This is a genomic window from Nonomuraea roseola (assembly GCF_039535395.1).
In the GTDB taxonomy this organism is placed as follows: Bacteria; Actinomycetota; Actinomycetes; order Streptosporangiales; family Streptosporangiaceae; genus Nonomuraea; species Nonomuraea roseola.
Genome location: NZ_BAAAXC010000012.1, coordinates 763,044 through 784,094, shown reverse-complemented (window position 1 = coordinate 784,094; position 21,051 = coordinate 763,044). Strand labels below are relative to the sequence as shown.

At 71.6% G+C, this 21,051-nt stretch carries 22 protein-coding genes; 11 read left to right on the top strand and 11 right to left on the bottom strand.

Annotated features, from left to right (window positions below; genetic code table 11):
* Window positions 1-31 precede the first annotated feature (31 nt).
* Entirely contained in the window at window positions 32-814 is a 783-nt protein-coding gene (locus ABFX55_RS15765) for a phytanoyl-CoA dioxygenase family protein (protein WP_346121681.1), read from the top strand.
* A 32-nt stretch (window positions 815-846) separates the two neighbouring features.
* Here the strand turns inward: ABFX55_RS15765 and ABFX55_RS15760 are convergent, their stop codons facing one another.
* Window positions 847-1,638, bottom strand: a complete 792-nt coding sequence (locus ABFX55_RS15760) for a 6-phosphogluconolactonase (protein ID WP_346121679.1) — start codon at window positions 1,636-1,638, stop codon at window positions 847-849.
* Between the two features lie 126 nt (window positions 1,639-1,764).
* On the opposite strand from ABFX55_RS15760, the gene ABFX55_RS15755 reads away from it, so the two are divergent.
* Complete coding sequence (locus ABFX55_RS15755; protein WP_346121677.1) at window positions 1,765-2,493, top strand: GntR family transcriptional regulator; 729 nt, start codon at window positions 1,765-1,767, stop codon at window positions 2,491-2,493.
* A 27-nt stretch (window positions 2,494-2,520) separates the two neighbouring features.
* The gene (locus tag ABFX55_RS15750; protein WP_346121675.1) at window positions 2,521-3,360 is read left to right on the top strand and encodes an NAD-dependent epimerase/dehydratase family protein; all 840 of its coding nucleotides are present in this window, start codon (window positions 2,521-2,523) and stop codon (window positions 3,358-3,360) included.
* 8 nt (window positions 3,361-3,368) lie between these two features.
* Here ABFX55_RS15750 and ABFX55_RS15745 read toward each other — a convergent pair whose 3' ends face one another.
* The 5 genes from ABFX55_RS15745 to ABFX55_RS15725 form a co-directional block, all read right to left on the bottom strand.
* Window positions 3,369-3,878, bottom strand: a complete 510-nt coding sequence (locus ABFX55_RS15745) for a pyridoxamine 5'-phosphate oxidase family protein (RefSeq protein ID WP_346121673.1) — start codon at window positions 3,876-3,878, stop codon at window positions 3,369-3,371.
* A gap of 13 nt (window positions 3,879-3,891) precedes the next feature.
* Window positions 3,892-4,368 carry a nucleoside deaminase gene (locus ABFX55_RS15740; protein ID WP_346121671.1) on the bottom strand — a complete coding sequence of 159 codons (477 nt, stop codon included), beginning with the start codon at window positions 4,366-4,368 and terminating at the stop codon, window positions 3,892-3,894.
* Window positions 4,369-4,544: 176 nt separating this feature from the next.
* Window positions 4,545-6,581: a bifunctional aldolase/short-chain dehydrogenase gene (locus ABFX55_RS15735; RefSeq protein WP_346121669.1), complete on the bottom strand. Its 2,037-nt coding sequence runs from the start codon at window positions 6,579-6,581 to the stop codon at window positions 4,545-4,547.
* A 106-nt stretch (window positions 6,582-6,687) separates the two neighbouring features.
* Window positions 6,688-7,833 carry an L-rhamnose isomerase gene (rhaI, locus tag ABFX55_RS15730; RefSeq protein ID WP_346121667.1) on the bottom strand — a complete coding sequence of 382 codons (1,146 nt, stop codon included), beginning with the start codon at window positions 7,831-7,833 and terminating at the stop codon, window positions 6,688-6,690.
* Window positions 7,834-7,848: 15 nt separating this feature from the next.
* Window positions 7,849-8,154, bottom strand: a complete 306-nt coding sequence (locus ABFX55_RS15725; RefSeq protein ID WP_346121665.1) for an L-rhamnose mutarotase — start codon at window positions 8,152-8,154, stop codon at window positions 7,849-7,851.
* A gap of 107 nt (window positions 8,155-8,261) precedes the next feature.
* Here ABFX55_RS15725 and ABFX55_RS15720 point away from each other — a divergent pair, with 107 nt between their 5' ends.
* The 5 genes from ABFX55_RS15720 (at window position 8,262) to ABFX55_RS15700 (ending at window position 13,645) form a co-directional block, all read left to right on the top strand.
* Window positions 8,262-9,605: a rhamnulokinase gene (locus ABFX55_RS15720; RefSeq protein WP_346121663.1), complete on the top strand. Its 1,344-nt coding sequence runs from the start codon at window positions 8,262-8,264 to the stop codon at window positions 9,603-9,605.
* Window positions 9,598-10,599: a LacI family DNA-binding transcriptional regulator gene (locus ABFX55_RS15715; protein WP_183659725.1), complete on the top strand. Its 1,002-nt coding sequence runs from the start codon at window positions 9,598-9,600 to the stop codon at window positions 10,597-10,599. The genes ABFX55_RS15720 and ABFX55_RS15715 overlap by 8 nt, the downstream gene beginning before the upstream one ends.
* Before the next feature lie 18 nt (window positions 10,600-10,617).
* Window positions 10,618-11,163, top strand: a complete 546-nt coding sequence (locus tag ABFX55_RS15710; RefSeq protein WP_346121661.1) for a hypothetical protein — start codon at window positions 10,618-10,620, stop codon at window positions 11,161-11,163.
* A gap of 251 nt (window positions 11,164-11,414) precedes the next feature.
* Window positions 11,415-12,101, top strand: coding sequence for a type 1 glutamine amidotransferase (locus ABFX55_RS15705; RefSeq protein ID WP_346121659.1), 687 nt, complete (start codon window positions 11,415-11,417; stop codon window positions 12,099-12,101).
* A gap of 65 nt (window positions 12,102-12,166) precedes the next feature.
* Window positions 12,167-13,645 carry a M1 family metallopeptidase gene (locus tag ABFX55_RS15700; RefSeq protein WP_346121657.1) on the top strand — a complete coding sequence of 493 codons (1,479 nt, stop codon included), beginning with the start codon at window positions 12,167-12,169 and terminating at the stop codon, window positions 13,643-13,645.
* Between the two features lie 61 nt (window positions 13,646-13,706).
* Here ABFX55_RS15700 and ABFX55_RS15695 read toward each other — a convergent pair whose 3' ends face one another.
* The 3 genes from ABFX55_RS15695 to ABFX55_RS15685 all read right to left on the bottom strand — a co-directional run bounded on the left by ABFX55_RS15695 (window position 13,707) and on the right by ABFX55_RS15685 (window position 16,456).
* Complete coding sequence (locus ABFX55_RS15695; protein ID WP_346121655.1) at window positions 13,707-14,438, bottom strand: sulfite exporter TauE/SafE family protein; 732 nt, start codon at window positions 14,436-14,438, stop codon at window positions 13,707-13,709.
* A 33-nt stretch (window positions 14,439-14,471) separates the two neighbouring features.
* The gene (locus tag ABFX55_RS15690; protein ID WP_346121653.1) at window positions 14,472-15,782 is read right to left on the bottom strand and encodes an ABC1 kinase family protein; all 1,311 of its coding nucleotides are present in this window, start codon (window positions 15,780-15,782) and stop codon (window positions 14,472-14,474) included.
* A gap of 71 nt (window positions 15,783-15,853) precedes the next feature.
* A complete protein-coding gene (locus tag ABFX55_RS15685; RefSeq protein ID WP_346121651.1) occupies window positions 15,854-16,456 on the bottom strand; it encodes a TetR/AcrR family transcriptional regulator in 603 nt (200 codons plus the stop codon).
* 45 nt (window positions 16,457-16,501) lie between these two features.
* On the opposite strand from ABFX55_RS15685, the gene ABFX55_RS15680 reads away from it, so the two are divergent.
* Window positions 16,502-17,347: an alpha/beta fold hydrolase gene (locus tag ABFX55_RS15680; protein WP_346121649.1), complete on the top strand. Its 846-nt coding sequence runs from the start codon at window positions 16,502-16,504 to the stop codon at window positions 17,345-17,347.
* Between the two features lie 23 nt (window positions 17,348-17,370).
* On the opposite strand, the gene ABFX55_RS15675 is transcribed toward ABFX55_RS15680, so the two are convergent.
* Together ABFX55_RS15675 and ABFX55_RS15670 are read right to left on the bottom strand one after the other, a co-directional pair.
* Window positions 17,371-18,957 (bottom strand): AMP-binding protein, encoded by a 1,587-nt coding sequence (locus ABFX55_RS15675; RefSeq protein ID WP_346121648.1) that lies wholly within the window; start codon window positions 18,955-18,957, stop codon window positions 17,371-17,373.
* A 55-nt stretch (window positions 18,958-19,012) separates the two neighbouring features.
* Window positions 19,013-20,362, bottom strand: coding sequence for a carboxylesterase/lipase family protein (locus ABFX55_RS15670; protein ID WP_346121646.1), 1,350 nt, complete (start codon window positions 20,360-20,362; stop codon window positions 19,013-19,015).
* On the opposite strand from ABFX55_RS15670, the gene ABFX55_RS15665 reads away from it, so the two are divergent.
* The gene (locus tag ABFX55_RS15665; RefSeq protein ID WP_346121644.1) at window positions 20,362-20,922 is read left to right on the top strand and encodes a hypothetical protein; all 561 of its coding nucleotides are present in this window, start codon (window positions 20,362-20,364) and stop codon (window positions 20,920-20,922) included. The genes ABFX55_RS15670 and ABFX55_RS15665 overlap by 1 nt on opposite strands.
* The gene (locus tag ABFX55_RS15660; protein WP_346121642.1) at window positions 20,919-21,050 is read left to right on the top strand and encodes a hypothetical protein; all 132 of its coding nucleotides are present in this window, start codon (window positions 20,919-20,921) and stop codon (window positions 21,048-21,050) included. The genes ABFX55_RS15665 and ABFX55_RS15660 overlap by 4 nt, the downstream gene beginning before the upstream one ends.
* The last annotated feature ends 1 nt before the right edge of the window (window position 21,051 follow it).

Genomic DNA, 21,051 nt, shown 5'->3' with positions numbered 1-21,051 from the left:
TCGCACGGCCGCGCTCCTTAGCGTGAGAGGCATGAGGACCGCAGACTTCCACGACCAGGGGTACGTCGTCGTGCCCGGACTGCTCGGCGCGGAGGAGGTGGCCGAGCTTCGCGACGAGTTCATGCGGATGCACGAGCGCGGCCCGATCCCCGGGCACTTCACGCCGACTCCGCAGGAGCCCGGCGGGCCGTACGACATCCTCCGCGAGTTCCCCAGGGTGATGCACCCGCACCAGGTGAACGACGTCGCCCTGCGCTACCTGCTCGACCCCAGGATCGCCGCCATCCTGCGCGAGCTGCTCGGCGAGGAGCCGATAGCAGCGCAGAGCATGTTCTACTTCAAACCGCCGGGCGCGAGGGGGCAGGCGTTGCACCAGGACAACTTCTACCTGCGGGTCGAGCCTGGCACCTGTGTCGCCGCCTGGATCGCGATCGACAGGGTCGACAGGGCCAACGGCGGGCTCGAGGTGGTGCCCGGCACGCACCTGATGGACCTGTTCTGCCCCGAGGAGGCCGACACCGAGCTCTCCTTTACCCGCGAGTACGTCCCGCCGCCGCCCGGCATGGAGCGCGCGCCCGTCGACATGGACCCCGGTGACGTGCTGTTCTTCAACGGCAGCCTGGTGCACGGCTCGGAGCCCAACTCGACGGCCGACCGGTTCAGGCGCAGCTTCATCTGCCACTACGTCGGACGGTCCACCGAGCGGATCTCCTCCTGGTACCCGACGCTCACCATGGCGGGCGAGCCCGTGGGGATCGCCGCCTCGACCGGCGGCGGCCCGTGCGGGACCGAGACGGCGGTGGGGCCTCACTAGACCGCAGGGCCCGCCCACCGCGCTCGGGGCGCTTACGGCGCGGGCCGTCCGGCGGCTGCGCGGTCGGCGTAGACGGCCGCGTCCGCGCCCTCGGTGACGACCGTGGCGGGCCAGCCGGGATCGTAGGCGTCGGCGCCGGAGATCCTGCGCAGCGCCTCCCGCTTGTGCGCGCCCGTCACGACGAGGACCAGGCGTCGCGAGAGGCCCGCGATGGTGTCGATGCCGACCGTGACGCCGTGGCCCGGCACCTCGGCCAGGTCGGCGAAGCCGGGAAAGGTGCCGAGGTTGTCGGCCTTGGTGGTCTCGGCCAGCCGCACGATCCTGGTGCGGGAGTCGCGAGGGGCGCCGGGCGGATTGAAGGCCACGTGGCCGTCGGAGCCGCCGCTGGCCAGCAGGAACAGGTCGATGCCGCCCGCCTGCTCCAGCCGTCCGTCGTAGGCAGCGGGGTCGGCGGGGTCGGGGAACCAGACGGCCTCCTCGGGGACCGGGGCGGCTGCGCCCCCGTTGAGCACGGCCGCGATCTCCTCGCGGGCGAAACGGCGGCAGCTGAAGTGCGCGTCGGCCGCCACGTGGGCGAAGCCGTCGCCGTCGGGGAGCACGTAGTCGTCCATCATCGCGATGACGACGTGGTCGAGCGCGAGCCCGCGCCGCCGTACCTCGCGGGAGAGCGCCAGGTAGGTGAGGCGGGGGGTGCGGCCGCCCGGGCAGCCGAGCACGTAGCGGGCGCCCGCGTCGCGGGCGCCCGAGATGCCGTCGGCGATCTGGCCTGCGAGGTCGGCCGCGAGGGAGCCGGCGTCGTCGAAGACGGTCACCGCGACTGCCATGGGGGTCACTCCTTGCCGAAGAGTCATGCTGACGGACCACGTAGTCTGTAACTTAGACCAGATAGTCCAGTATGTATATCTTGCCGTGATCATCCCAGCATCTGGTCTATCTGGTATCTTGCGACCGTGAAACCTGACCCCGGACCCGTGGTCGCGCTGGCCTACAGCCGGCTCGCCGACTCGTTGCGCCGCGGCGTGTACGCGGCGGGATCGCGCCTGCCCGGCGAGCGTGACCTGGCCGCGCAGCTCGGCGTCAGCAGGGCCACCCTGCGCCAGGCGCTGGCCCTGCTCGCCGAGGACGGCAGCATCACCGCCTCCGCCCAGCGCGGCTGGTACGTCTCGCGCCAGGTCATGGCCGAGCCGCCGAGCGTGCTGCAGAGCTTCAGCGAGATGGCGCGAAGCCGCGGCCTGCGGCCCTCGGCCAGGATCCTGCGCCAGGAGCTGAGGGTGGCCTCCATGGACGAGGCGTCGCGGCTGCGCGTCGCGCCCGCCTCCCGCGTGGTCACCGTCGAGAGGCTGCGCGGCCTGGACGGCGTGCCGGTCTGCACCGACGTGACCGTCGTCGTCGCGTCGAGGGCGCCCACGCTGGCCGACCTCGACCTGACCGACCGCTCCCTGTACGAGACGCTCGAGGACAGCTTCGGGGTCGTGATCGCCAGGAGCGCCTACGCGGTCCAGGCCGAGGCGGCCGACGACCGCCTCGCCGCCCTGCTCGACCTGGCGCCCGGCGCTCCCGTCCTGGTGGGCGACGAGGTCGCCTACGACGCTGAGGGGGTGCCCGTGCTGCTGGGCCGTACGGTCTACCGCGGCGACGCCTACCGCTTCGAGGCCGACCTCTACCGGCCGCTGTCCTGAAATCCCCGTGCCCTAATATTGCGGGACATGCGTGTTCTGCTCGCCGGGGCGACCGGCGCCATCGGCCGCCAGTTGCTGCCCCTTCTCCTATCGGCGGGGCACACCGTCGTCGGCACCTCGAGGTCCACCTCGGGGATGGCCGCGATCAGGGCCGCGGGCGCCGATGCCGTACGGCTGGACGTCTTCGACCGCGACGCCACCTTCCAGGCGCTCGCCGACGCCAGACCCGACGTGGTGATCCACCAGCTGACCGCGCTGGGCGAGCGGCGCTTCGACGAGAACGCCCGCATCCGGCGCGAGGGCACCCGCAACCTGGTCGACGCGGCGGTGAAGGCGGGCACGGGACAGATCGTCGCGCAGTCGATCTCGTGGGTGTACGGGCCCGGCGCCGCTCCCGCCACGGAGGACGAGCCGCTCGACGCCTCACGGGAGGGACTGGTCGGTCCCGCGAGGGCGCTGGAGGAGGCCGCCGCCTCGATGGAACGGCACGTCGTGCTCCGCTACGGCCTGCTCTACGGGCCGGGCACCTGGTACTCCCCCGGCGGGTGGGCCGAGGGCGAGCTGCGCGCGGGGCGGATGGCCGCGGGGGCCGCGGTCAGCTCGTTCGTGCACGTCATGGACGCGGCGAGGGCGGCGCTGCTGGCGCTCGACTGGCCCGAAGGAGTGGTCAACGTGGTGGACGACGAGCCTGCCGCGGCCTGGGAGTGGGTCCCCGCGCTCGCTGCCGCCCTGGACCTCCCCGCCCCCCCGCTCACGGTGGGACGACAGGGGTGGGAGCGCGGGGCCTCGAACGCCAAGGCCCGCGCGCTCGGCTGGCGGCCCGCCCACCCGTCGTGGCGGACCGGCTTCCCCGCACTCACCCGCTGATCGCCCGGTCAGAACCGCCAGCGGGTCTGGCCGTACTCGCCCTCCCTGGCGAATCCGAAAGCCTGCTCGGGCGCGACCGCGAAGACCAGCGCCCTGCCGCCCTCGCCCGCGAAGGCGCCGTCAGCCACGTCGAAGTGCCAGCTTGGGCCGTACTTCTCCTCGTAGGCGGCGGCCAGACGCCGCAGTGCCTGCTCGTCGCGCACCTGGACCGCCTCGCCCTCGACCACCACGTCGGTCCCCTCGGTGAGGGAGTTGCCGCCGGTGGTGAGGACGCAGCGGGCGTTGCTCTCCAGGTTCCTGGCCTTGCGCTCGGCCGGTCCCGTGCAGAAGTGCAGCGCGCCGTCCAGCCAGATGCCGATCAAAGGCGTGACGTGCGGTCTTCCGTCAGGGCGCACGGTCGACAGCCAGTAGATCTGCGCGCGCTCCAGCAGGCCGCGCGCGTCGGACCAGCTGACCGGGGTCGCCTTGTCGCTGCTGAACCGGGCGTCGAGCTCGGTCGTGGGCTCTTTCTCTGCCATGCCTTCCGGCATATCACTTGGGGAAGGAGCGGCGCACGAGGGCGCGCACGTCTTTCTCGAGCTCGGGGACGGGACCCTCGACCTGGACGCCGGGGACGACCTCCTGGATCGGAATCGGCCTGACCGGCGAGGCGGGCGCGCCGAGCTCGGCCCGCCATGCGGTGAGCTGGGCGGCGGAGGTCGCGTAGACGATGCGGCCCAGGCCCGCCCAGCCGTGGGCGGCCGAGCACATCGGGCAGTGCTCGCCCGAGGTGTAGAGGGTCGCGGCCGCGCGCTCCTCGGCGGGCAGGTGGGTGGCCGCCCACCTGGCCAGGTCGATCTCGGGATGCCTGGTCGGGTCGCCGGAGGTGGTCTCGTGGTTGCGTCCCTCTCCGAGGACGGTGCCGTCGGCGCCGACCAGGACCGAGCCGAACGGGTCGTCGCCCGCCTCGACGGCCTCTGCCGCCAGTTCCACACAACGTCGTAGATGCCGTAGATCGATCTCGTTCACAGGGCCATGCTAGAGGCGGCCTCCCCGGCCGCCCCCGCGACCCGCACGCCCGGGACCGGACGCGCGGGATCGCACCAGCGCAACCAGGCCCGTTGAACAGGGCCCGTGGAACCGCACGCCCGAGACCGGATCCGTGGGGCCGGACGCGCGAGTTTCGGAGCCGGCCCCGGAAGGGGTCAGCGTAGGAAGGCGGCGGCGACGCCCGCGTCCACCGGGATGTGGAGTCCCGTCGTGAGCGACAGGTCGCCGCCGGTCAGGGCGAAGACCGCCGCGGCGATGTGCTCGGGCAGCACCTCGCGCTTCAGCAGCGTCCGCTGGGCGTAGAACTCGCCGAGCTTCTCCTCCTCGACCCCGTACACCGCCGCCCTGTTGGCGCCCCACCCGGACGCGAAGATGCCCGAGCCCCGCACCACCCCGTCGGGGTTGACGCCGTTGACGCGGACTCCGTGCGCGCCGAGCTCGGCCGCCAGCAGGCGCACCTGGTGGGCCTGGTCGGCCTTGGCGGCTCCGTAGGCGACGTTGTTGGGCCCGGCGAAGACGGCGTTCTTGGAGGAGATGTAGACGATGTCGCCTCCCATCTCCTGGAGCAGCAGCACCCTGGCCGCCTCGCGCGAGACGAGGAAGGAGCCGCGGGCCATGACGTCGTGCTGGAGGTTCCAGTCGTCGAGCGTGGTCTCCAGCAGCGCCCGCGACAGGGAGAGGCCGGCGTTGTTGACGACCAGGTCGAGGCCGCCGAAGGCCAGGACGGCCTGCCGTACGGCCTCGACGACCTGCTCCTCCGAGGTGACGTCGACGGCCACGGCGACGGCGACGTCGGAGGGCCGGTGGGCGCGGGCGCCGAGCTCGGCGGCGACCTTCTCGGCGGAGCCGAGATCACGGTCGGCGACGACGACGCAGGCGCCCTCGGCGGCGAGGCGGCGGGCCGTGGCGGCGCCGATGCCCGACCCGCCGCCGGTGACCAGGGCCACGCGCCCGGCCAGCGGCTTGGGCTTGGGGAGGCGGCGGAGCTTGGCCTCCTCCAGCTCCCAGTACTCGATGCGGAACTTCTCCGACTCGGGGATCGGGGCGTAGACGGAGACGGCCTCGGCGCCGCGCATCACGTTGATGGCGTTGACGTAGAACTCCCCCGCGACGCGCGCGGTCTGCTTGTCCTTGCCGAAGGAGAACATGCCCACGCCGGGCACGAGCACGATGGCGGGGTCGGCGCCGCGCATCGCCGGTGAGGTGTCCACGGCGTGCCGCTCGTAGTAGGCGGCGTACTCCGCCCGGTAGGCGGTGTGCAGGACGCGCAGCCGCTCCGTGACCTCCTCCAGCGACGCCTCGGGCGGCAGGTCCACGACCAGGGGGGCGACCTTGGTGCGCAGGAAGTGGTCGGGGCAGGAGGTGCCGAGGGCGGCCAGGCGAGGGTGCTCGGCCCGCGAGAGGAAGTCGAGGACCTCGGGACTGTCCGTGTAGTGGCCGACCTGGCGGGCGTCGGTCGAGCACAGCCCCCTGACCAGCGGGAAGAGCGCCGCCGCGCGCTCCCTGCGGGCCGCCTCCTCGAGGGGCCGGTGGATCACAGGGCCGAAGGGCTCGGGTCTGCCGTGCTCCTCGATGTACCGCGCGGCCGTACGGATGATCTCCAGGGAGTTGGCCTGGCACTCCTGGCTCGTCTCGCCCCACGCGGTGATCCCGTGCCCGCCGAGGACGCACCCGATCGCCTGGGGGTTGGCCGCCTGCAGCGCGGCGATGTCGAGGCCGAGCTGGAAGCCGGGGCGCCGCCACGGCACCCACAGCACCCTGTCGCCGAAGATCCGCGCGGTCAGCTCGGGGCCGTCCTGCGCGGTGGCGATCGCGATGCCGGAGTCGGGGTGCAGGTGGTCGACGTGGGCGGCGTCGACGAGTCCGTGCATGGCGGTGTCGATGGACGGCGCCGCGCCGCCCTTGCCGTGCAGGCAGAAGTCGAACGCGGCGACCATCTCGTCCTCGCGCTCGACGCCCGGGTAGCCGTCGACCATGGCGCGCAGCCGGTCGAGGCGCAGGACCGCCAGCCCTTCGGCGCTCAGCGTGCCCAGGTCGCCGCCCGAGCCCTTCACCCACATGAGCTCGACGTCGCCGCCTGTCACGGGGTCGCGCTCCACCCCCTTGGCGGAGGCGTTGCCGCCCGCGAAGTTGGTGTTGCGCGGGTCCGAGCCGAGGGCGTGGGCCCGGTCGAGCAGCTCGGTTACCGTCATCAGATCTCTCCCTTGGGTGTGTGCGTGAGCCGGGCGCGGCTCGACATGCCTGTCCGTACGGCCGGCGCGGCCAGGCGTAGCGCCCGACCGCCTGAAGAAGGCGCGGTCAGGCGCCCCAGCCCGCCTGGGCGCCGCCGACCCGCTCGGCCGCGATCTTCTCGAAGTAGCCGGACCTGGCGTAGGCGGCCATGGGGTCGGGGTCGAGCCCCATCTCCTCGCGCAGCTCCCCGAGCAGCGGCCTGACGTCGGTGTTGTAGGCGTCCATCAGCGCGGCGTTGGCGCCGAGCACGTCACCTGCCCGCTGCGCGGCGGCGAGCGCCTCGCGGTCCACCAGGAGCGCCTTGGCGGTCGCCTCCTGGACGTTCATCACCGAGCGGATCTGGCCGGGGACCTTGGGCTCGATGTTGTGGCACTGGTCGAGCATGAAGGCGACGTGCGGGCCGTACCCGCCGCCGCCGATGACCTCGAACATGATCCGGAACAGCTGGAAGGGGTCGGCCGCGCCGACCATGAGGTCGTCGTCGGCGTAGAAGCGGGAGTTGAAGTCGAAGCCGCCGAGCTTCCCCTCGCGCAGCAGGAACGCGACGATGAACTCGATGTTGGTGCCGGGAGCGTGGTGTCCGGTGTCGACCACGACCTGCGCCTTGTCGCCCAGCTTGAGGCAGTGGGCGTAGGCGGTGCCCCAGTCGGGCACGTCGGTGACGTAGAAGGCGGGCTCGAACAGCTTGTACTCCAGCAGGAAGCGCTGGTCGTCACCGAGCCGCTCGTAGACGGCGGCGAGCGCCTCGGCGAGCCGGTCCTGGCGCGCCCTGATGTCGTCCTGGCCCGGGTAGTTGGTGCCGTCGGAGAACCAGAGCTTGAGCGTATCGGAGCCGGTGGCGTCCATGATGTCGACGCATTCGAGCAGGTGGCCGAGTGCCTTGCGGCGCACGACGGGGTCGGGGTGGGTGACGCTGCCCAGCTTGTAGTCGTCGTCCTGGAACACGTTGGAGTTGATGGCCCCGACGGCCACGCCGAGGTCGCGCGCGTGCCGGGCCAGCGCCGCGTAGTCGTCCACCCTGTCCCACGGGATGTGCAGCGCCACGGTGGGCGCGATCCCCGTGAAGGCGTGGACCTGCGCGGCGTCGGCCAGTTTCTCGTAGGGGTCGCGCGGCACCCCCTGCTGGGCGAACACCTTGAACCTGGTGCCCGAGTTGCCGTAGGCCCACGACGGCGTCTCGATGCGCTGCCGCCGGAGCAAATCCTTGATCACTTGTAGTCCCCGATCTCAGTCCAGGTGGAAGACTTCGTCCAGCAGGAGGAACCCTCGGTCGTCCCCCTCGAAGAAGGGCGCCATCTCGGCCTGCCAGCGCGCGTCGACGTCGGTCTCGGCCATGGCCGAGCGCGCGGTCTCGTAGTCGTCGGTCTCCAGGTAGCCGACCAGCAGGCCGTCGTCGCGCAGGAAGAGCGAGTAGTTGCGCCATCCCGTCCTGCTGAGGGCCTCGAGCATCTCCGGCCACACGTTCCTGTGACGTTCGCGGTACTCCTCCAGGCGATCCGGCTTGACCTTGAGAAGGAAACACACGCGCTGCACGGAACCTCCAAGGAATCTACCAAAACGTTTTAATGGAATCTAGGCGGGTCTCACCGCGACGTCAATGCCAGGTTCCACCAGCAAGGTTTGTACGTTTTAATCATGGGATGCGATTCACAGCTGTCGATCTGGGCGCCTCCAGCGGACGGGTGATGCGGGCCGAGATCTCCGGGGGACGGGTGGACCTCGTCGAGGCGCACCGCTTCCCCAACCGTCCCGTCAGCGTGGCGGGCACCCTGCACTGGGACGTCCTCGGCCTCTACTCCCAGATGCTGGACGGCCTGCGGCAGGCCGGGCCCGTCGAGTCGATCGGCATCGACTCGTGGGCCGTCGACTACGGCCTGCTGGACGGCGACGGCAGGCTGATCGGCAACCCCGTCCACTACAGGGACGCCCGCACCTCCGGGTACACCGAGCGCCTCGACGCCGACCGCTACGAGGTGAACGGCCTGCAGTTCCTGCCGTTCAACACCCTCTACCAGCTGCTCGAGGACCGCCTCGACCGGGCGGAGACCCTGCTCATGATCCCCGACCTGTTCGCCTACTGGCTGACGGGCGTCAGGGGCGCGGAGCTGACGAACGCCTCCACGACGGGCCTGTTCGACGTCGCGCGGAGGGACTGGGCGCGGCCCCTCATCGACCGTCTCGGGCTGCCTGCGCGCATCTTCCCCGAGATCTCGGAGCCAGGGAGCGTCGTCGGTCCCGTGACGGCCGAGCTCGGCTTCGACACCGTCGTCACCCGTGTCGCCTCGCACGACACCGCCTCAGCCGTGGCGGCCGTGCCCGCCCGCACCCCCGACTTCGCCTACATCTCGTGCGGCACCTGGTCGCTGGTGGGCGTCGAGCTCGACTCCCCGGTGCTGAGCGAAGAGAGCAGGGCGGCCAACTTCACCAACGAGGCGGGCATCGACGGCACGATCCGCTACCTGCGCAACGTCATGGGCCTGTGGATCCTGCAGGAGTGCCTGCGCGCGTGGGGCGAGAGCGACCTCGAGGGCCTGCTCCGAGCCGCCGCGCAAGCCAAGCCTGGACAGATGACCATCGACCCCGACGATCCCGCCTTCCTGCCGCCTGGCGACATGCCCTCGCGGATCGCCGCCTACTGCGAGCGCACAGGTCAGCCCGCCCCTGCCGACAGGCCGCAGGCCGTACGATGCATCCTGGAAAGCCTGGCCCTCGCCTACCAGCGAGCAATCAGCGACGCCGCGCGGCTGAGCGGACGGGAGATCGACGTCGTGCACCTGGTCGGAGGCGGCGCGCGCAACGCGCTGCTGTGCCAGCTGACGGCCGACGCCACGGGCCTGCCCGTGGTCGCGGGCCCTGTCGAGGCGGCGGCGCTGGGCAACGTGCTGGTCCAGGCCCGCGCCAGGGGGCTGGCGGGCGACCTGCGCGAGTTCGTACGGCGCAGCCAGCCGCTGCGCACCTACCACCCCGGGGGCGGGCTTGTCTGAAACGGTCAGCATCAAGGAGGTCGCCGCAAGGGCGGGCGTCTCACCCGGCACGGTGTCGAACGTGCTCAACAGGCCAGAGAAGGTCGCGGGCGCCACGCGCAGCAGGGTCGAGCAGGTGATCCGCGAGCTGGGCTTCGTCCGTCACGGATCGGCCTCCACACTGCGCGCAGGCCACAGCCGCACGATCGGCCTGTCGGTGATCGACATCGGCAACCCCTTCTTCACCGACGTCGCCGCGGGCGTGGAGGATCTCGCCAGCGACCGCGGTTACGCGGTGATCCTCGGCAACTCGGCGGGCAGCAGGTCCAAGGAGGAGCGCAACCTGCTCGTCTTCGCCGAGCAGCGGGTGCGCGGCGTGCTCATCACCCCCTCCGACGACGACCCGCACCGCCTGGAGCGGCTGAGGGCGCGCGGCATCGCCGTCGTGCTCGTCGACCACCCCGCCGATCGCGCCGACCAGTGCGCGGTCTCCGTCAACGACGTGACGGGCGGCACCATGGCCGCCGCCCACCTGCTGGAGGGCGGCGCCGAGCGGCTGGCCTACGTGGCGGGGCCCGCGACCATGCGCCAGTGCAGGGAGCGCAGGATCGGCGCCGAGCGGGCGCTCGCGGCGGCGGGGCTCGATCCAGGGCGGCTGCGCGTGCTGGAGATGACCGCGATGACCGCCAAGGCCGGGCAGCAGGCCGCCGAGTTGCTGCTCGCCGACCTGCCCGACGCGGTGTTCTGCGCCAACGACCTGCTGGCGCTCGGCCTGCTGCGCGGGCTGCTGCAGGCGGGCGTGCGGGTGCCCGAGCAGGTCTCGCTGATCGGCTACGACGACATCGACTTCGCCTCTGCCTCGACCGTGTCGCTCAGCTCGGTCCGCCAGCCGACCTACCAGCTCGGCAGGGTCGCCACCGAGTTGCTGCTCGACGAGTGTGACAATCCCGACACCCACGCCCACCAGCAGATCATGTTCCAACCCGAGCTCGTGGTCAGGGAGTCCAGCCGCTGACGCTTTAGACTGCCCCCTATGTCCAACGCTGCCCGTCATATTCTCGGAGTGGTCGCTGGACTGCTCCTGACCCCTTTGCTGATGCTCGGCCTGATGTACGGTTCCGGCCAGGTCGTGTACGCCTTCAGGACCGACTTCTCGACTTCGTGGCCAGGGGCCGCCGTGCTGGCGGCGTGCGCCGTCGCGCTGGGCTTCCTGGCCGGCTCGCGACTGTCGCCTCTCGCCTCGCTGGTGACCGGGCTCGGCTACACCGGCATGGGCACGGTGCTGCTGATGCCCATGCTCTACCCCAGCGACCTGGCCGACCTGCTGCCCGCTCCACTCCGCTGGGGTTTCGACATGCTCGGCCCGACCGGCGTGCTCTTCATCGCCGGCATCCTGCTGCTGACCGCCTCCGCCTTCCCGTCCAGGTGGCGCGCGGCCAGGCCCAAGCCGCCGGCCCCCTCGTACGGCCCGCCGCAGCAGCAACAGCAGTACCCGCCGACGTTCGACCCCTTCCAGCCCGCCCCCTTCCCGCCGGCCGGCCCCGGCGAAGACGACCAGACCCGCCCGATGCCCCGCTGACACGCCCGGCCGCGCCCCCGCTCCCCCGCTGACACGCCCGGCCGCTCCCCCGCTCCCCGCTGACACCCGCGGCCGCTCCCCCGTGCTCCGCTTTCGAGCGGTGATGCGGAAGAATGCTGGACCGTGCGCGACAAGATCCGGAACGCGTCGGTGGAGAGCGCGTCGTGAGCGGAGGGCGGTGGGTCTGCCCGCCCTCCGCTCCACCGAGGACGTGGACGAGCAGATCATCGACTGCCTGCGGGAGGCCTACGATGCGTGATGTCCTGATCGTGCAGAACGCCGCCAGCGGTGGCCCTCGCAGGCTCGGCGAATGGCTGAAGGAGGACGGCCTGGAGCTGGAGGTCGTTCGGGCCTTCGAGGGCGACGCCGTACCCGAGGAGCTGGGTGAGCGCGCGCTGGTCGTGCTGGGCGGCGGCTACCTGCCCTCCGAGGACGGCAGGGCGCCGTGGCTGGCCGCGACCAGGGCGCTGGTGCGGGAGACGCTCGACGAGGGCCGGCCGTACCTGGGGGTGTGCCTGGGCGGGCAGATGCTCGCCGAGGTCGCGGGCGGGCTGGTGAAGGGCGACGCGGGCGAGCCGGAGAACGGCAGCACGGCGATCACCCTGCGTCCCGAGGCGGCCGAGGACGCGCTCTTCCACGGCCTGCCGGAGGTCGTCACCGCGATCGAGCACCACAAGGACGCGGTCGTCGAGCTGCCGCGGGACGCGGTCTGGCTCGCCGAGACCGAGGCCTGCCCCTACCAGGCCTTCAGGGTCGGCGCGGCGGCATGGGGCGTGCAGTTCCATCCCGAGGTGTGGCCCGAGCGGATCCTGGAGTGGGACGACCGCGGCTTCGACCTGGCCGAGCTGCACAGGCGGGCGCTGCTCGACGAGCCCGCCGCCACGCCCGTGTGGCGGGAGGTCGCCAGGCGCTTCTCCGGGGTCAGCCGAAACTCGTAGACGACGCGGCGACCCTCGGTTACCTTGCGATGATGCGATTAATCCGAGCACGCTCCCTTATCGCCATGACCGCGGCGGCCGGGCTCGTCCTGGCGACCCCAGCGGCCGCAACCGACAGGGGCCCGGGGGCGCCGGGCATCGGAGACTCCTACTTCCCCAACCACGGCAACGGCGGCTACGACGCCAAGCACTACAGCCTCAACCTCGACTACCAGCCGGGGGCCGACCTGCTGCGTGGCAGGGCGAGGATCCTGGCGACGGCGACCCAGCACCTGACCCGCTTCAACCTCGACTTCCTGCTCAAGGTCGACAGCGTGAAGGTCGACGGCAGGTCCGCCACGTTCGCCAGGACGGGGCTGCACGAGCTGGAGATCACCCCGGCCCGCGCGCTGACCAGGGGCAAGCCGTTCCTCGTCGAGGTGAGCTACGCCGACACGCCGTCCAAGGTGCCGGTGCCCGACGAGACGGGCGGCTTCCAGCCCTGGATCGCCACCGCCGACGGCGCGCTCGCCCTGGGCCAGCCGCAGGTGGCGTGGTGGTGGTTCCCGAGCAACGACCACCCGCTCGACAAGGCCACCTACGACATCACGGTCAGCGTGCCCAAGGGCACCCAGGCCATCACCAACGGCATCAAGGTCAAGGAGCGCACCTCGGGCGAGAAGACCACCTCGACCTGGGTGATGGACAAGCCCATGGCCACCTACCTGGCCACGCTCTTCATCGGCCAGCTTGAGGTGCGCACGGGACAGTCCAACGGCCTGCCCGTGGTGACCGCCTACAGCAAGGACCTCGGCCAGTACGAGGCGGCGGCCAAGGAGTCGATCGAGCAGACGCCGCAGATCGTCGAGTGGCTGGCCGGCAGCTTCGGCCGCTACCCGTTCCGCTCGATGGGCGGCTCGGTCACCAGCGCCCTGCCAGGCTTCGCGCTGGAGACCCAGACGCAGCCGGTCTACGACCCCCGCTTCTTCAGGTCGGGCCCCGACACCTACGTGGTCGTGCACGAGAACGCCCACCAGTGGTTCGGCGACAGTGTCGCGGTCAAGGACTGGAAGCACATCTGGCTCAACGAGGGCTTCGCGACCTACGCCGAGTGGATGTGGTCGGAGAAGCTGGGTGAGGGCACGGCGGCGGAGGTCGCCGACTACTTCTACGGCCTGTGGCCGGCTGAGGACGAGTTCTGGCAGGTCAAGCCGGGCGACCCGGGCGCGGCCGACCTGTTCCACAACGCCACCTACTACAGGGGCGCGATGGCGCTGCAGGCGCTGAGGGTCGAGGTGGGCGACGCGGCGTTCTGGAACATCGTCAAGACCTGGCCGACCGTCAAGCGGCACGGCAACGCCGAGACGTCCGAGTTCATCGCGCTGGCCGAGCGGATCTCCGGCAAGCAGCTGGACGCGGTCTTCGACACGTGGCTGTTCACCGTGGGCAAGCCCGCCACCTCGCCGAACGGCGCGGCGGCGGCGACGGCCAAGGCAGCGGGAGGTGAGCCCGCCTCGGTCGCCAAGATCAAGGCGGTGCACGAGCTGCTGAGGCACAGCAAGTAACCCCCTGGGCCGGTACGGCGGGCGCGCCTGCCGTACCGGCCTCGGCGTGTCAGAGGGCTGGTCAGGTGAGGGCGTCGACACCCAGCTTGACCGCCACGGCCAGCCCGCACGCCGCCGCCAGGTAGCGCAGCGAATGGCCGGGCAGGCGGCGGGCGATCGACGGCCCGAGCCACCCGCCGATCAGGAACCCCGCGGCCAGCGGCGCGACGGCCCACCACACCACAGGACCGAAGAGCGCGAACCCCGCCGCCGCGACGAAGTTGGCCAGACCCGAGATGACGTTCTTGACCGCGTTCACCCTGGCGGGCGCCTGGTCGAGGATGGCGGTGAGGACGGCGAGCATGAGGATCCCGCCCGCCGCGCCGAAGTAGCCGACGTAGATCGCCACCGCGAACAGCGCCACCCTGGCCAGCACGCTGTGGTTGCCCCCCGGCCTGACCCCCGGCGGGCGGATCAGCAGCAGCGACGCGATCGCGATCAGGAAGGGCGCGATGAGCTCGAACGTCCTCGACGGGGTGATCAGCAGCAGGAGCGCGCCCGTCGCGCCGCCCAGCGCGCTGATCCAGCCCAGGCGCAGCACCGTGCCGCCCTGCCCCTTCAGCTCCGGCCTCGACCCCGCCGCCGCCCCGATGCCGGTGAACACCAGCGAGACGGTGTTGGTGACGTTGGCGGCCAGCGGCGACAGGCCGAAGGCCAGCAGCGCGGGGTAGGAGATGATCGAGGCCAGGCTGACGACGGTGCTGACCACCCCAGCCACGACACCTACCGCGAGCAGGCCGAGGAGTTCGAGCATCCCGACATGCTAGGACGTGGCCGACGACCGGCTTCAGGCAGGGTCGGGGGCGAAGCCGGGGATCCAGCGTTCGGCCTCGGCGCGGAAGCGGCCCGTGGCGGCCAGCTGCGACAGGATGCCGTAGCCGGCGGTCAGCACGCGGAAGCTCACGACGTAGTCGGGCGGCACGTTCAGCATCCTGAAGATGCTCGACCCGTCGCTGAACATGTACAGGCCGCGCTCGCGCATCCACTCGCGGGTGAAGGAGAACTCGGCCGAGGTGATCGGCTCGGCGTAGGGGGCGACGAAGGAGGCCAGCGCGTCGAGGTCCACCTCGACGCCCTCGCGGATGACGCCCTCCTGCCTGAACACCTCCGCCACGCCCTCGATGTCGCCCGCCGCTCCGCAGCGCAGCAGCGGGCCGATGGCGGGCGGGTGGCCGTCAGGCAGCCGCTTGACCGCGCCGAAGTCGAGTACGCCGAGCCGGCCGTCCTCGGTGATCTTGAAGTTGCCCGGGTGCGGGTCGCCGTGCAGCAGGCCGCAGCGGGTGGGCGAGGAGAAGGAGAAGCGCACCAGCAGCAGGGCCGCCCTGTCGCGCTCGGCCTGCGGGCCGTCCTCGATGACCTTCGACAGCGGCGTGCCGTCCAGCCACTCGGTGACGATCACGTGCTCGGAGGCGGCCACGACGAGGGGCACCGCGAAGTCGGGGTCGTCGGCGTACTCCTGGGCGAAGGCGTGCCAGGCCTCGGCCTCCAGGCCGTAGTCGAGCTCCTCGGCGACCCGCTCCTGCAGCTCCTCCACGAACGCCCGCACGTCGAGGCCGGGAAGCAGCACGCCGAACAGCTTGGCCGCCCTGCCGACCTGCCTGAGGTCGCTGCGCAGCGCCTTGGCCGCGCCGGGGTACTGCACCTTGACCGCGACGCTCCTGCCGTCGGCCCACACCGCCCTGTGCACCTGTCCGATCGAGGCGGAGGCGGCGGGCAGGTCGTCGAAGGAGGCGAAGTGCGCGCGCCAGTCCTCGCCGAAGTCCTCGGCGAGCACCCTGTGCACGCTGGCGGCGGGCATGGGGGGCGCGGAGTCCTGCAGCCTGGTCAGCGCCGCCCTGTACGGCTCGACGACGGCCGGAGGCAGCGCCGACTCCAGCACGGAGAGCAGCTGGCCGATCTTCATCGCGCCGCCCTTGAGCTCGCCGAGCACCTTGAAGATCTGTTCGGCGGTCCGCAGCTGGACCTCGGTGGCGACGAGCTCGGCGGGCCTGCCGAGGACGCGCTTGCCGAGCCCCAGCGCGGTACGTCCCGCGTAACCGAGAGGGAGCGTGGCGAGCTTGGCGGTTCGCGTCACCGCCAGACGGGGAAGGTCGGCCATGCAGCCCATTTTTTGGACTGTTTGCCAATAAGGCAACGTGACAGTCACCACACAGGACGCGGCGAAGCTCGTCACGCCTCGGTGGACTGCGCCCGCATCGCGCGGACGACGGCGGCCGCGGCCGTGGCCGCCGCCAGCACGGGCTGGGTGGAGCGCGCCGTCCTGCCGAGCATGAAGGCTCCTTCCAGCAGGCCGATGACGGACGTGGCGATGTCGCGGGCGGCGGGCCCCGCGATGCCGCAGGCCGTGTAGTAGGCGGCCAGGCCGTCGATCCAGCTGTCGAAGACCTCCGCGGCGGCCCCGCGCAGCGTCTCGTTGGTGCTGGCCACCTCCAGGGCGATGGTGGCGACCGGGCAGGGGTCGGCGTAGTCGAGTTCCCTCAGGGTCAGGGCGGCGGCGGTGAAGGCCTCGGCGGTGGCGAGGGCGGGGTCGGCACGCGGGCCTGGCTCGGGGAAGAGTTCGGCGATGAGGCCCAGGTAGGCCGCGCCGGAGGTCCTGATCACCTCCTCGCCGAGCTGCGCCTTGCCGCCGGGGAAGAAGTGGTAGGCCGAGCCGTAGGGGGCCCCGGCGTCCGCGACGATCTGCTTCATGCCGGTGGCGGCGTATCCCTGACGCCTGAAGAGCTCGGTCGCCGCCGTCAGGATGCGGGCCCTGGTATCGCCTGTCGTTCTCATGGCGGCTAGTCTCTCACTAGATCGATCTATCTAGAAGGTGGAGCCATGCCTGACATCGAACTGTCCGCCGGCCGGATCGACTACACCGACACCGGCGGCCCGGGCGAGACCGTGGTGCTCGTGCCGGGCCTCGCCTTCGACGAGTCGGTGTGGCAGGCGGTGGTGGAGGACCTGCGCGCCGACTTCAGGGTCGTCGTCCCGGTCCTGCCGATCGGGAGCCATCGCCGGCCGATGCGGCCGGAGGCCGACCTGTCGGCGCAGGGGGTCGCGGACGTCCTCGCCGAGTTCATGGAGCGGCTGGATCTGCGTGACGTCACTCTCGTCCAGAACGACGCGGGCACGGCCCAGCTGCTCGTGGGTGTGCGCGACGCGCGCATCGGCAGGCTGGTGCTCACCTCGTGCGAGGCGCTGGAGAACTATCCGCCCGGTGTCCAGGGCAGGACCCTGCACGCGGCGAGCAAGGTCCCCGGCGGACTCTTCCTCCTGCTGCAGTCCTTCAGGGTCCCCTTCCTCGTACGGATGCGGACCTCGCTCGGCGGGATGGCCAAGCGCCCCATCCCGTACGAGCTGGTGCGCCGGTGGTACGGCCCCCTGCTCACCGACGCCGAGGTGCGCAGGGACTTCGCGAAGTTCTGCAGAAGTGTCGAGAAGGACACCTATCTCAGGGCGGCCGAGCGGCTACGGGGCTTCCGCGGGCCCGCGCTGGTCGCGTGGGGAGCCGAGGACCGCATGATGCCGCCGGAGACGGGACGGCGGCTGGCCGCCCTGCTGCCGAGAGGCGAGTACGTGGAGATCCCGGGGTCGCGTACGCTCATCCCGCTCGACAACCCCGGTGGCCTGTGCGCGGAGCTGCGCCGCTTCATCAAGGAGACCAGCACCGACAGGACCTGACGCGTTCACCAGGACGGCTCGCCTCAGCCCCGTCCGAGCAGGCCGATCGAGCGCTCGCGCATCTCCACCTTCCTGATCTTGCCGGTCACGGTCATCGGGAACGCCTCGACGACGTGGACGTAGCGCGGGATCTTGTAGTGGGCGATCTCCCCCGCGCAGAACTGCCTGATCGCCTCGGCGGTGGGCGGCTCGGCCCCTTCGCGCACGACGATCCAGGCCATGAGCTCCTCGCCGTACTTGTCGTCGGGCACGCCGATGACCTGCACGTCGGCGATGTCGGGATGGCGGTAGAGGAACTCCTCGATCTCCCTGGGGTAGATGTTCTCGCCTCCCCTGATCACCATGTCCTTGATCCGGCCGACCACGTTGACGTACCCGTCGTCGTCCATGGTCGCCAGGTCGCCGGTGTGCATCCAGCGGGCCCTGTCGATCGCCTCGGCGGTCTTGCCGGGCTCCTCCCAGTAGCCGAGCATCACCGAGTAGCCGCGCGTGCACAGCTCGCCTGGCTCGCCGCGCGGGACGGTCAGGCCCGTCTCCGGGTGCACGATCTTGACCTCGACGTGCGGCATCACGCGGCCGACCGTCTCGGTGCGACGCTGCAGGCTGTCGTCGGTCCTGGTCATCGTGGAGACGGGCGAGGTCTCCGTCATGCCGTAGCAGATGGCGACCTCGGTCATGTTCATCTCGCCGACGACGCGCTTCATGACCTCGACGGGGCAGGGCGAGCCCGCCATGATGCCGGTGCGCAGGCTGGACAGGTCGTAGCCGGTGGCCGGGTTCTCCAGCAGGGCCAGCTCGGCGATGAACATGGTCGGCACGCCGTACAGGCTGGTGCAGCGCTCCTGCTCGACCGCGCGCAGGGCCGCCTCGGGGTCGAAGCCCGCCGAGGGGATGACGATGCACGCGCCGTGCGAGGTGGCGCCGAGGTTGCCCATCACCATGCCGAAGCAGTGGTAGAACGGCACCGGCAGGCAGACGCGGTCGTGCTCGGTGTAGTGGATCAGCTCGCCGACGAAGAAGCCGTTGTTCAGGATGTTGTGGTGCGACAGGGTCGCGCCCTTGGGGAAGCCCGTCGTGCCCGAGGTGTACTGGATGTTGATCGGGTCGTCGAAGGAGAGCGCGACCTCCTTCAGCGGGGCCTGCTCGGCCAGCAGCGCCTGCCAGGTGTCCTGCCCGAGGTAGACGACCTCGCCGAAGCCGATCTCCTCGATCATCGCGCGGTAGTCGCTGCCCTTGTGGGCCACGGCGCTGATCAGCAGGCGCATGCCCGACTGCCTGACCACGTACTCCAGCTCGTGGCTGCGATAGGCGGGGTTGACGTTGACGAGGATCGCGCCGATCTTGGCGGTGGCGTACTGCACGAAGACCCACTCGGCGCAGTTGGGAGCCCAGATGCCCACCCTGTCGCCCTTGGCGATGCCCCTGGCGGTCAGGGCGCGCGCCAGGCGGTCCACCTCGTCGTTCAGCTGGGCGTAGGTCCACCGGCGGCCCGTCGCCACCTCGACCAGCGCCTCCCGATCTCCGAAGCGCCGGACCGCGCGCTCGAAGTTCTCCCCGATCGTCTCGCCGAGCAGCGCGACGTCCGCGACAGCGCTGGAATAGGACTGCATGCTCACAGTCTGCGACCGGCCGCCGCCCCGCACCACCCCCTCTGCGAGCAGGCCCCTACCGGAGGATCCGCTTCACCCCCGCGGGCCAGCCAGGATCGCCGTCCCTGACGAAGCGCACCCACGCCCCGTGCATCTCGTGCGCCAGCGCCTGGGGCGGGCGGTGTCCCGCGGTGCGCGCCACGCCAGGGGCGTCGAGCACGTCGAAGACGAACGGCAGGTCGAGGTTGTGCACCGCGCCGACCCTGCCGCCACCGGCGGGGCTCTCGAGCGGCGACTCCCAGCGGAACTCGTAGGCGTAGGTGGGCGCGATGGCCGCCGAGCGCGCCCGCAGGAGCAGGCGCGTCTCCCTGATGAACAGGCGGTGGGTGACCGCCCTCGCCACCAGCTCGGCGGGTGGCGGTTCAGGGTCGGAGGAGAAGCCGAGCGCCTCGGCCGCTTCACGCGCGGTGCCCTGGTCGATGCCCTCGACCATGCGCCTGACGAAGACGTCGGCCTCCTGCGAGGTGTTGCCCGCCAGCAGCCGCAGGTGGCCGCCGATGCCTGCGGCGATCGCCTCGAGCGGGACCCCCGGCACCACCTGGCCGTCGACGACGGGCTTGATCGCCACCGACTCGCCCAGCGAACCGAGCTGTCCCGTCGTCGGCGGCGGCTGCTCGGCCAGCAGGCGTTCGGGCGGCAGCGCGGCGAAGTCCTCGCGCACCGGTCTGACGCCGAGCACGGCCGCCAGCTCCTTGGCCTGGGCCCTGGCCTCGGCCAGCGAGGTGACGAGGGTGGCCGAGCCGCTCATGACGATCGCCCTGCGGAACAGGCCCGCGGCGTCGGGCATGGTCATGAGCGTGGCCACCGCGGCCCCTCCCGCCGACTGGCCCGCGATCGTCACGTCGGCCGGGTTGCCGCCGAAGGCGGCGATGTTGGCCCGTACCCAGCGCAGGGCGGCCAGCCAGTCGAGCACGCCCAGGTTGGCAGGGACGTCGTCGAGCGCGAGGAAGCCCTCGAAGCCGAGCCGGTAGTTGACGGCCACGCACACCACGCCGTCGCGGGCGAAGCGGTGCCCGCGCTGCCACGCGGCGGAGTTCGCGCCGACGGAGAAGGCCCCTCCGTGGAACCAGACCAGGACCGGCAGCCCCGCCGCACCTGGGTCGGGGGTGTGGATGTCGAGGTTCAGGCAGTCGGCGCCGTAGCGGAAGACGTCGGGCGCGAACAGCCCGATGTCCTGGGCGGGGCGTTGCGGCGCGGCGGGGCCGTGCTCGACGGCGGGCCGCACGCCCTCCCACGGCTCGGGCGGCGCGGGGGGCCTGAAGCGGTGCTCACCGAACGGCGGCGCGGCGAAGGGCACGCCGAGGAAGGCGTGCACGTTCTCCACCCGGATGCCGGAGACCCGGCCCGAGGACGTCTTCACGATCATTGCCTGGTCCATCCCGCCGCTCCCTCGACGATCCTGATCGCCACGCGGGCCGCTGGCAAGGGGTCCCTGCCGACTGCCTGGCCGCTCTCACCGATCACCCCTTCGACCTGCCCGAGTCCGCCAGGGTCCTGATCCTGGACACTCTCGGCGCGGCTCAGCCGTACGAGATCACGGACCGAGAGGCCGACGAGCACTGGCCATGCAGCTACGACGAGTGGATCGCGGCGGCCTTCCGCCACCACGGCGTGCGCCGAGGCCCGGGGGCCGAGCCGTTCGGGGCGCTCAGGTACTACGGGCTGAAGGGGCCGCTGCTCGTGCTCTGCGTCGGCTACGGCTACCTGGCGAGCACCCGGCTGCCCGACCGCGACTGGTATGCCGTACGGCACCGCGGCGACGTGCTGGTGCTCACCGTCCTCGAGCCCACCCCCAAAGGCGGCCGAGGGGCTGGCGAGGCCGGCGGCGGAATACCCGAAGAAGCGCTTCCGCCGCCGCGCCGTCTCGCTGGACGACCTGGTCGCCTACAGGGACCGGTTGCGGGAGCTGGCCGGGGGTGGAGGTGAGCGACGGGCTGGCGCGGCTGGACGAGGGCAAGTGCCCGATCGACCTGGGCGAGCTGCCCCGTCTCACCGCCGACCCCCTCGCGGGAGCGGTCCACGGCGAGGGGTGGGAGGTGTTCGTGCTCGTGTGAG

Excerpts from the sequence above, each read along its gene's own strand:
- ABFX55_RS15765 (WP_346121681.1), top strand. The coding sequence starts at position 32 with ATGAGGACCGCAGACTTCCACGACCAGGGGTACGTCGTCGTGCCCGGA.
- ABFX55_RS15760 (WP_346121679.1), bottom strand. The coding sequence starts at position 1,638 with ATGGCAGTCGCGGTGACCGTCTTCGACGACGCCGGCTCCCTCGCGGCC.
- ABFX55_RS15750 (WP_346121675.1), top strand. The coding sequence starts at position 2,521 with ATGCGTGTTCTGCTCGCCGGGGCGACCGGCGCCATCGGCCGCCAGTTG.
- ABFX55_RS15745 (WP_346121673.1), bottom strand. The coding sequence starts at position 3,878 with ATGGCAGAGAAAGAGCCCACGACCGAGCTCGACGCCCGGTTCAGCAGC.
- ABFX55_RS15735 (WP_346121669.1), bottom strand. The coding sequence starts at position 6,581 with ATGACGGTAACCGAGCTGCTCGACCGGGCCCACGCCCTCGGCTCGGAC.
- ABFX55_RS15720 (WP_346121663.1), top strand. The coding sequence starts at position 8,262 with ATGCGATTCACAGCTGTCGATCTGGGCGCCTCCAGCGGACGGGTGATG.
- ABFX55_RS15710 (WP_346121661.1), top strand. The coding sequence starts at position 10,618 with ATGTCCAACGCTGCCCGTCATATTCTCGGAGTGGTCGCTGGACTGCTC.
- ABFX55_RS15705 (WP_346121659.1), top strand. The coding sequence starts at position 11,415 with ATGCGTGATGTCCTGATCGTGCAGAACGCCGCCAGCGGTGGCCCTCGC.
- ABFX55_RS15700 (WP_346121657.1), top strand. The coding sequence starts at position 12,167 with ATGACCGCGGCGGCCGGGCTCGTCCTGGCGACCCCAGCGGCCGCAACC.
- ABFX55_RS15695 (WP_346121655.1), bottom strand. The coding sequence starts at position 14,438 with ATGCTCGAACTCCTCGGCCTGCTCGCGGTAGGTGTCGTGGCTGGGGTG.
- ABFX55_RS15690 (WP_346121653.1), bottom strand. The coding sequence starts at position 15,782 with ATGGCCGACCTTCCCCGTCTGGCGGTGACGCGAACCGCCAAGCTCGCC.
- ABFX55_RS15685 (WP_346121651.1), bottom strand. The coding sequence starts at position 16,456 with ATGAGAACGACAGGCGATACCAGGGCCCGCATCCTGACGGCGGCGACC.
- ABFX55_RS15680 (WP_346121649.1), top strand. The coding sequence starts at position 16,502 with ATGCCTGACATCGAACTGTCCGCCGGCCGGATCGACTACACCGACACC.
- ABFX55_RS15675 (WP_346121648.1), bottom strand. The coding sequence starts at position 18,957 with ATGCAGTCCTATTCCAGCGCTGTCGCGGACGTCGCGCTGCTCGGCGAG.
- ABFX55_RS15670 (WP_346121646.1), bottom strand. The coding sequence starts at position 20,362 with ATGATCGTGAAGACGTCCTCGGGCCGGGTCTCCGGCATCCGGGTGGAG.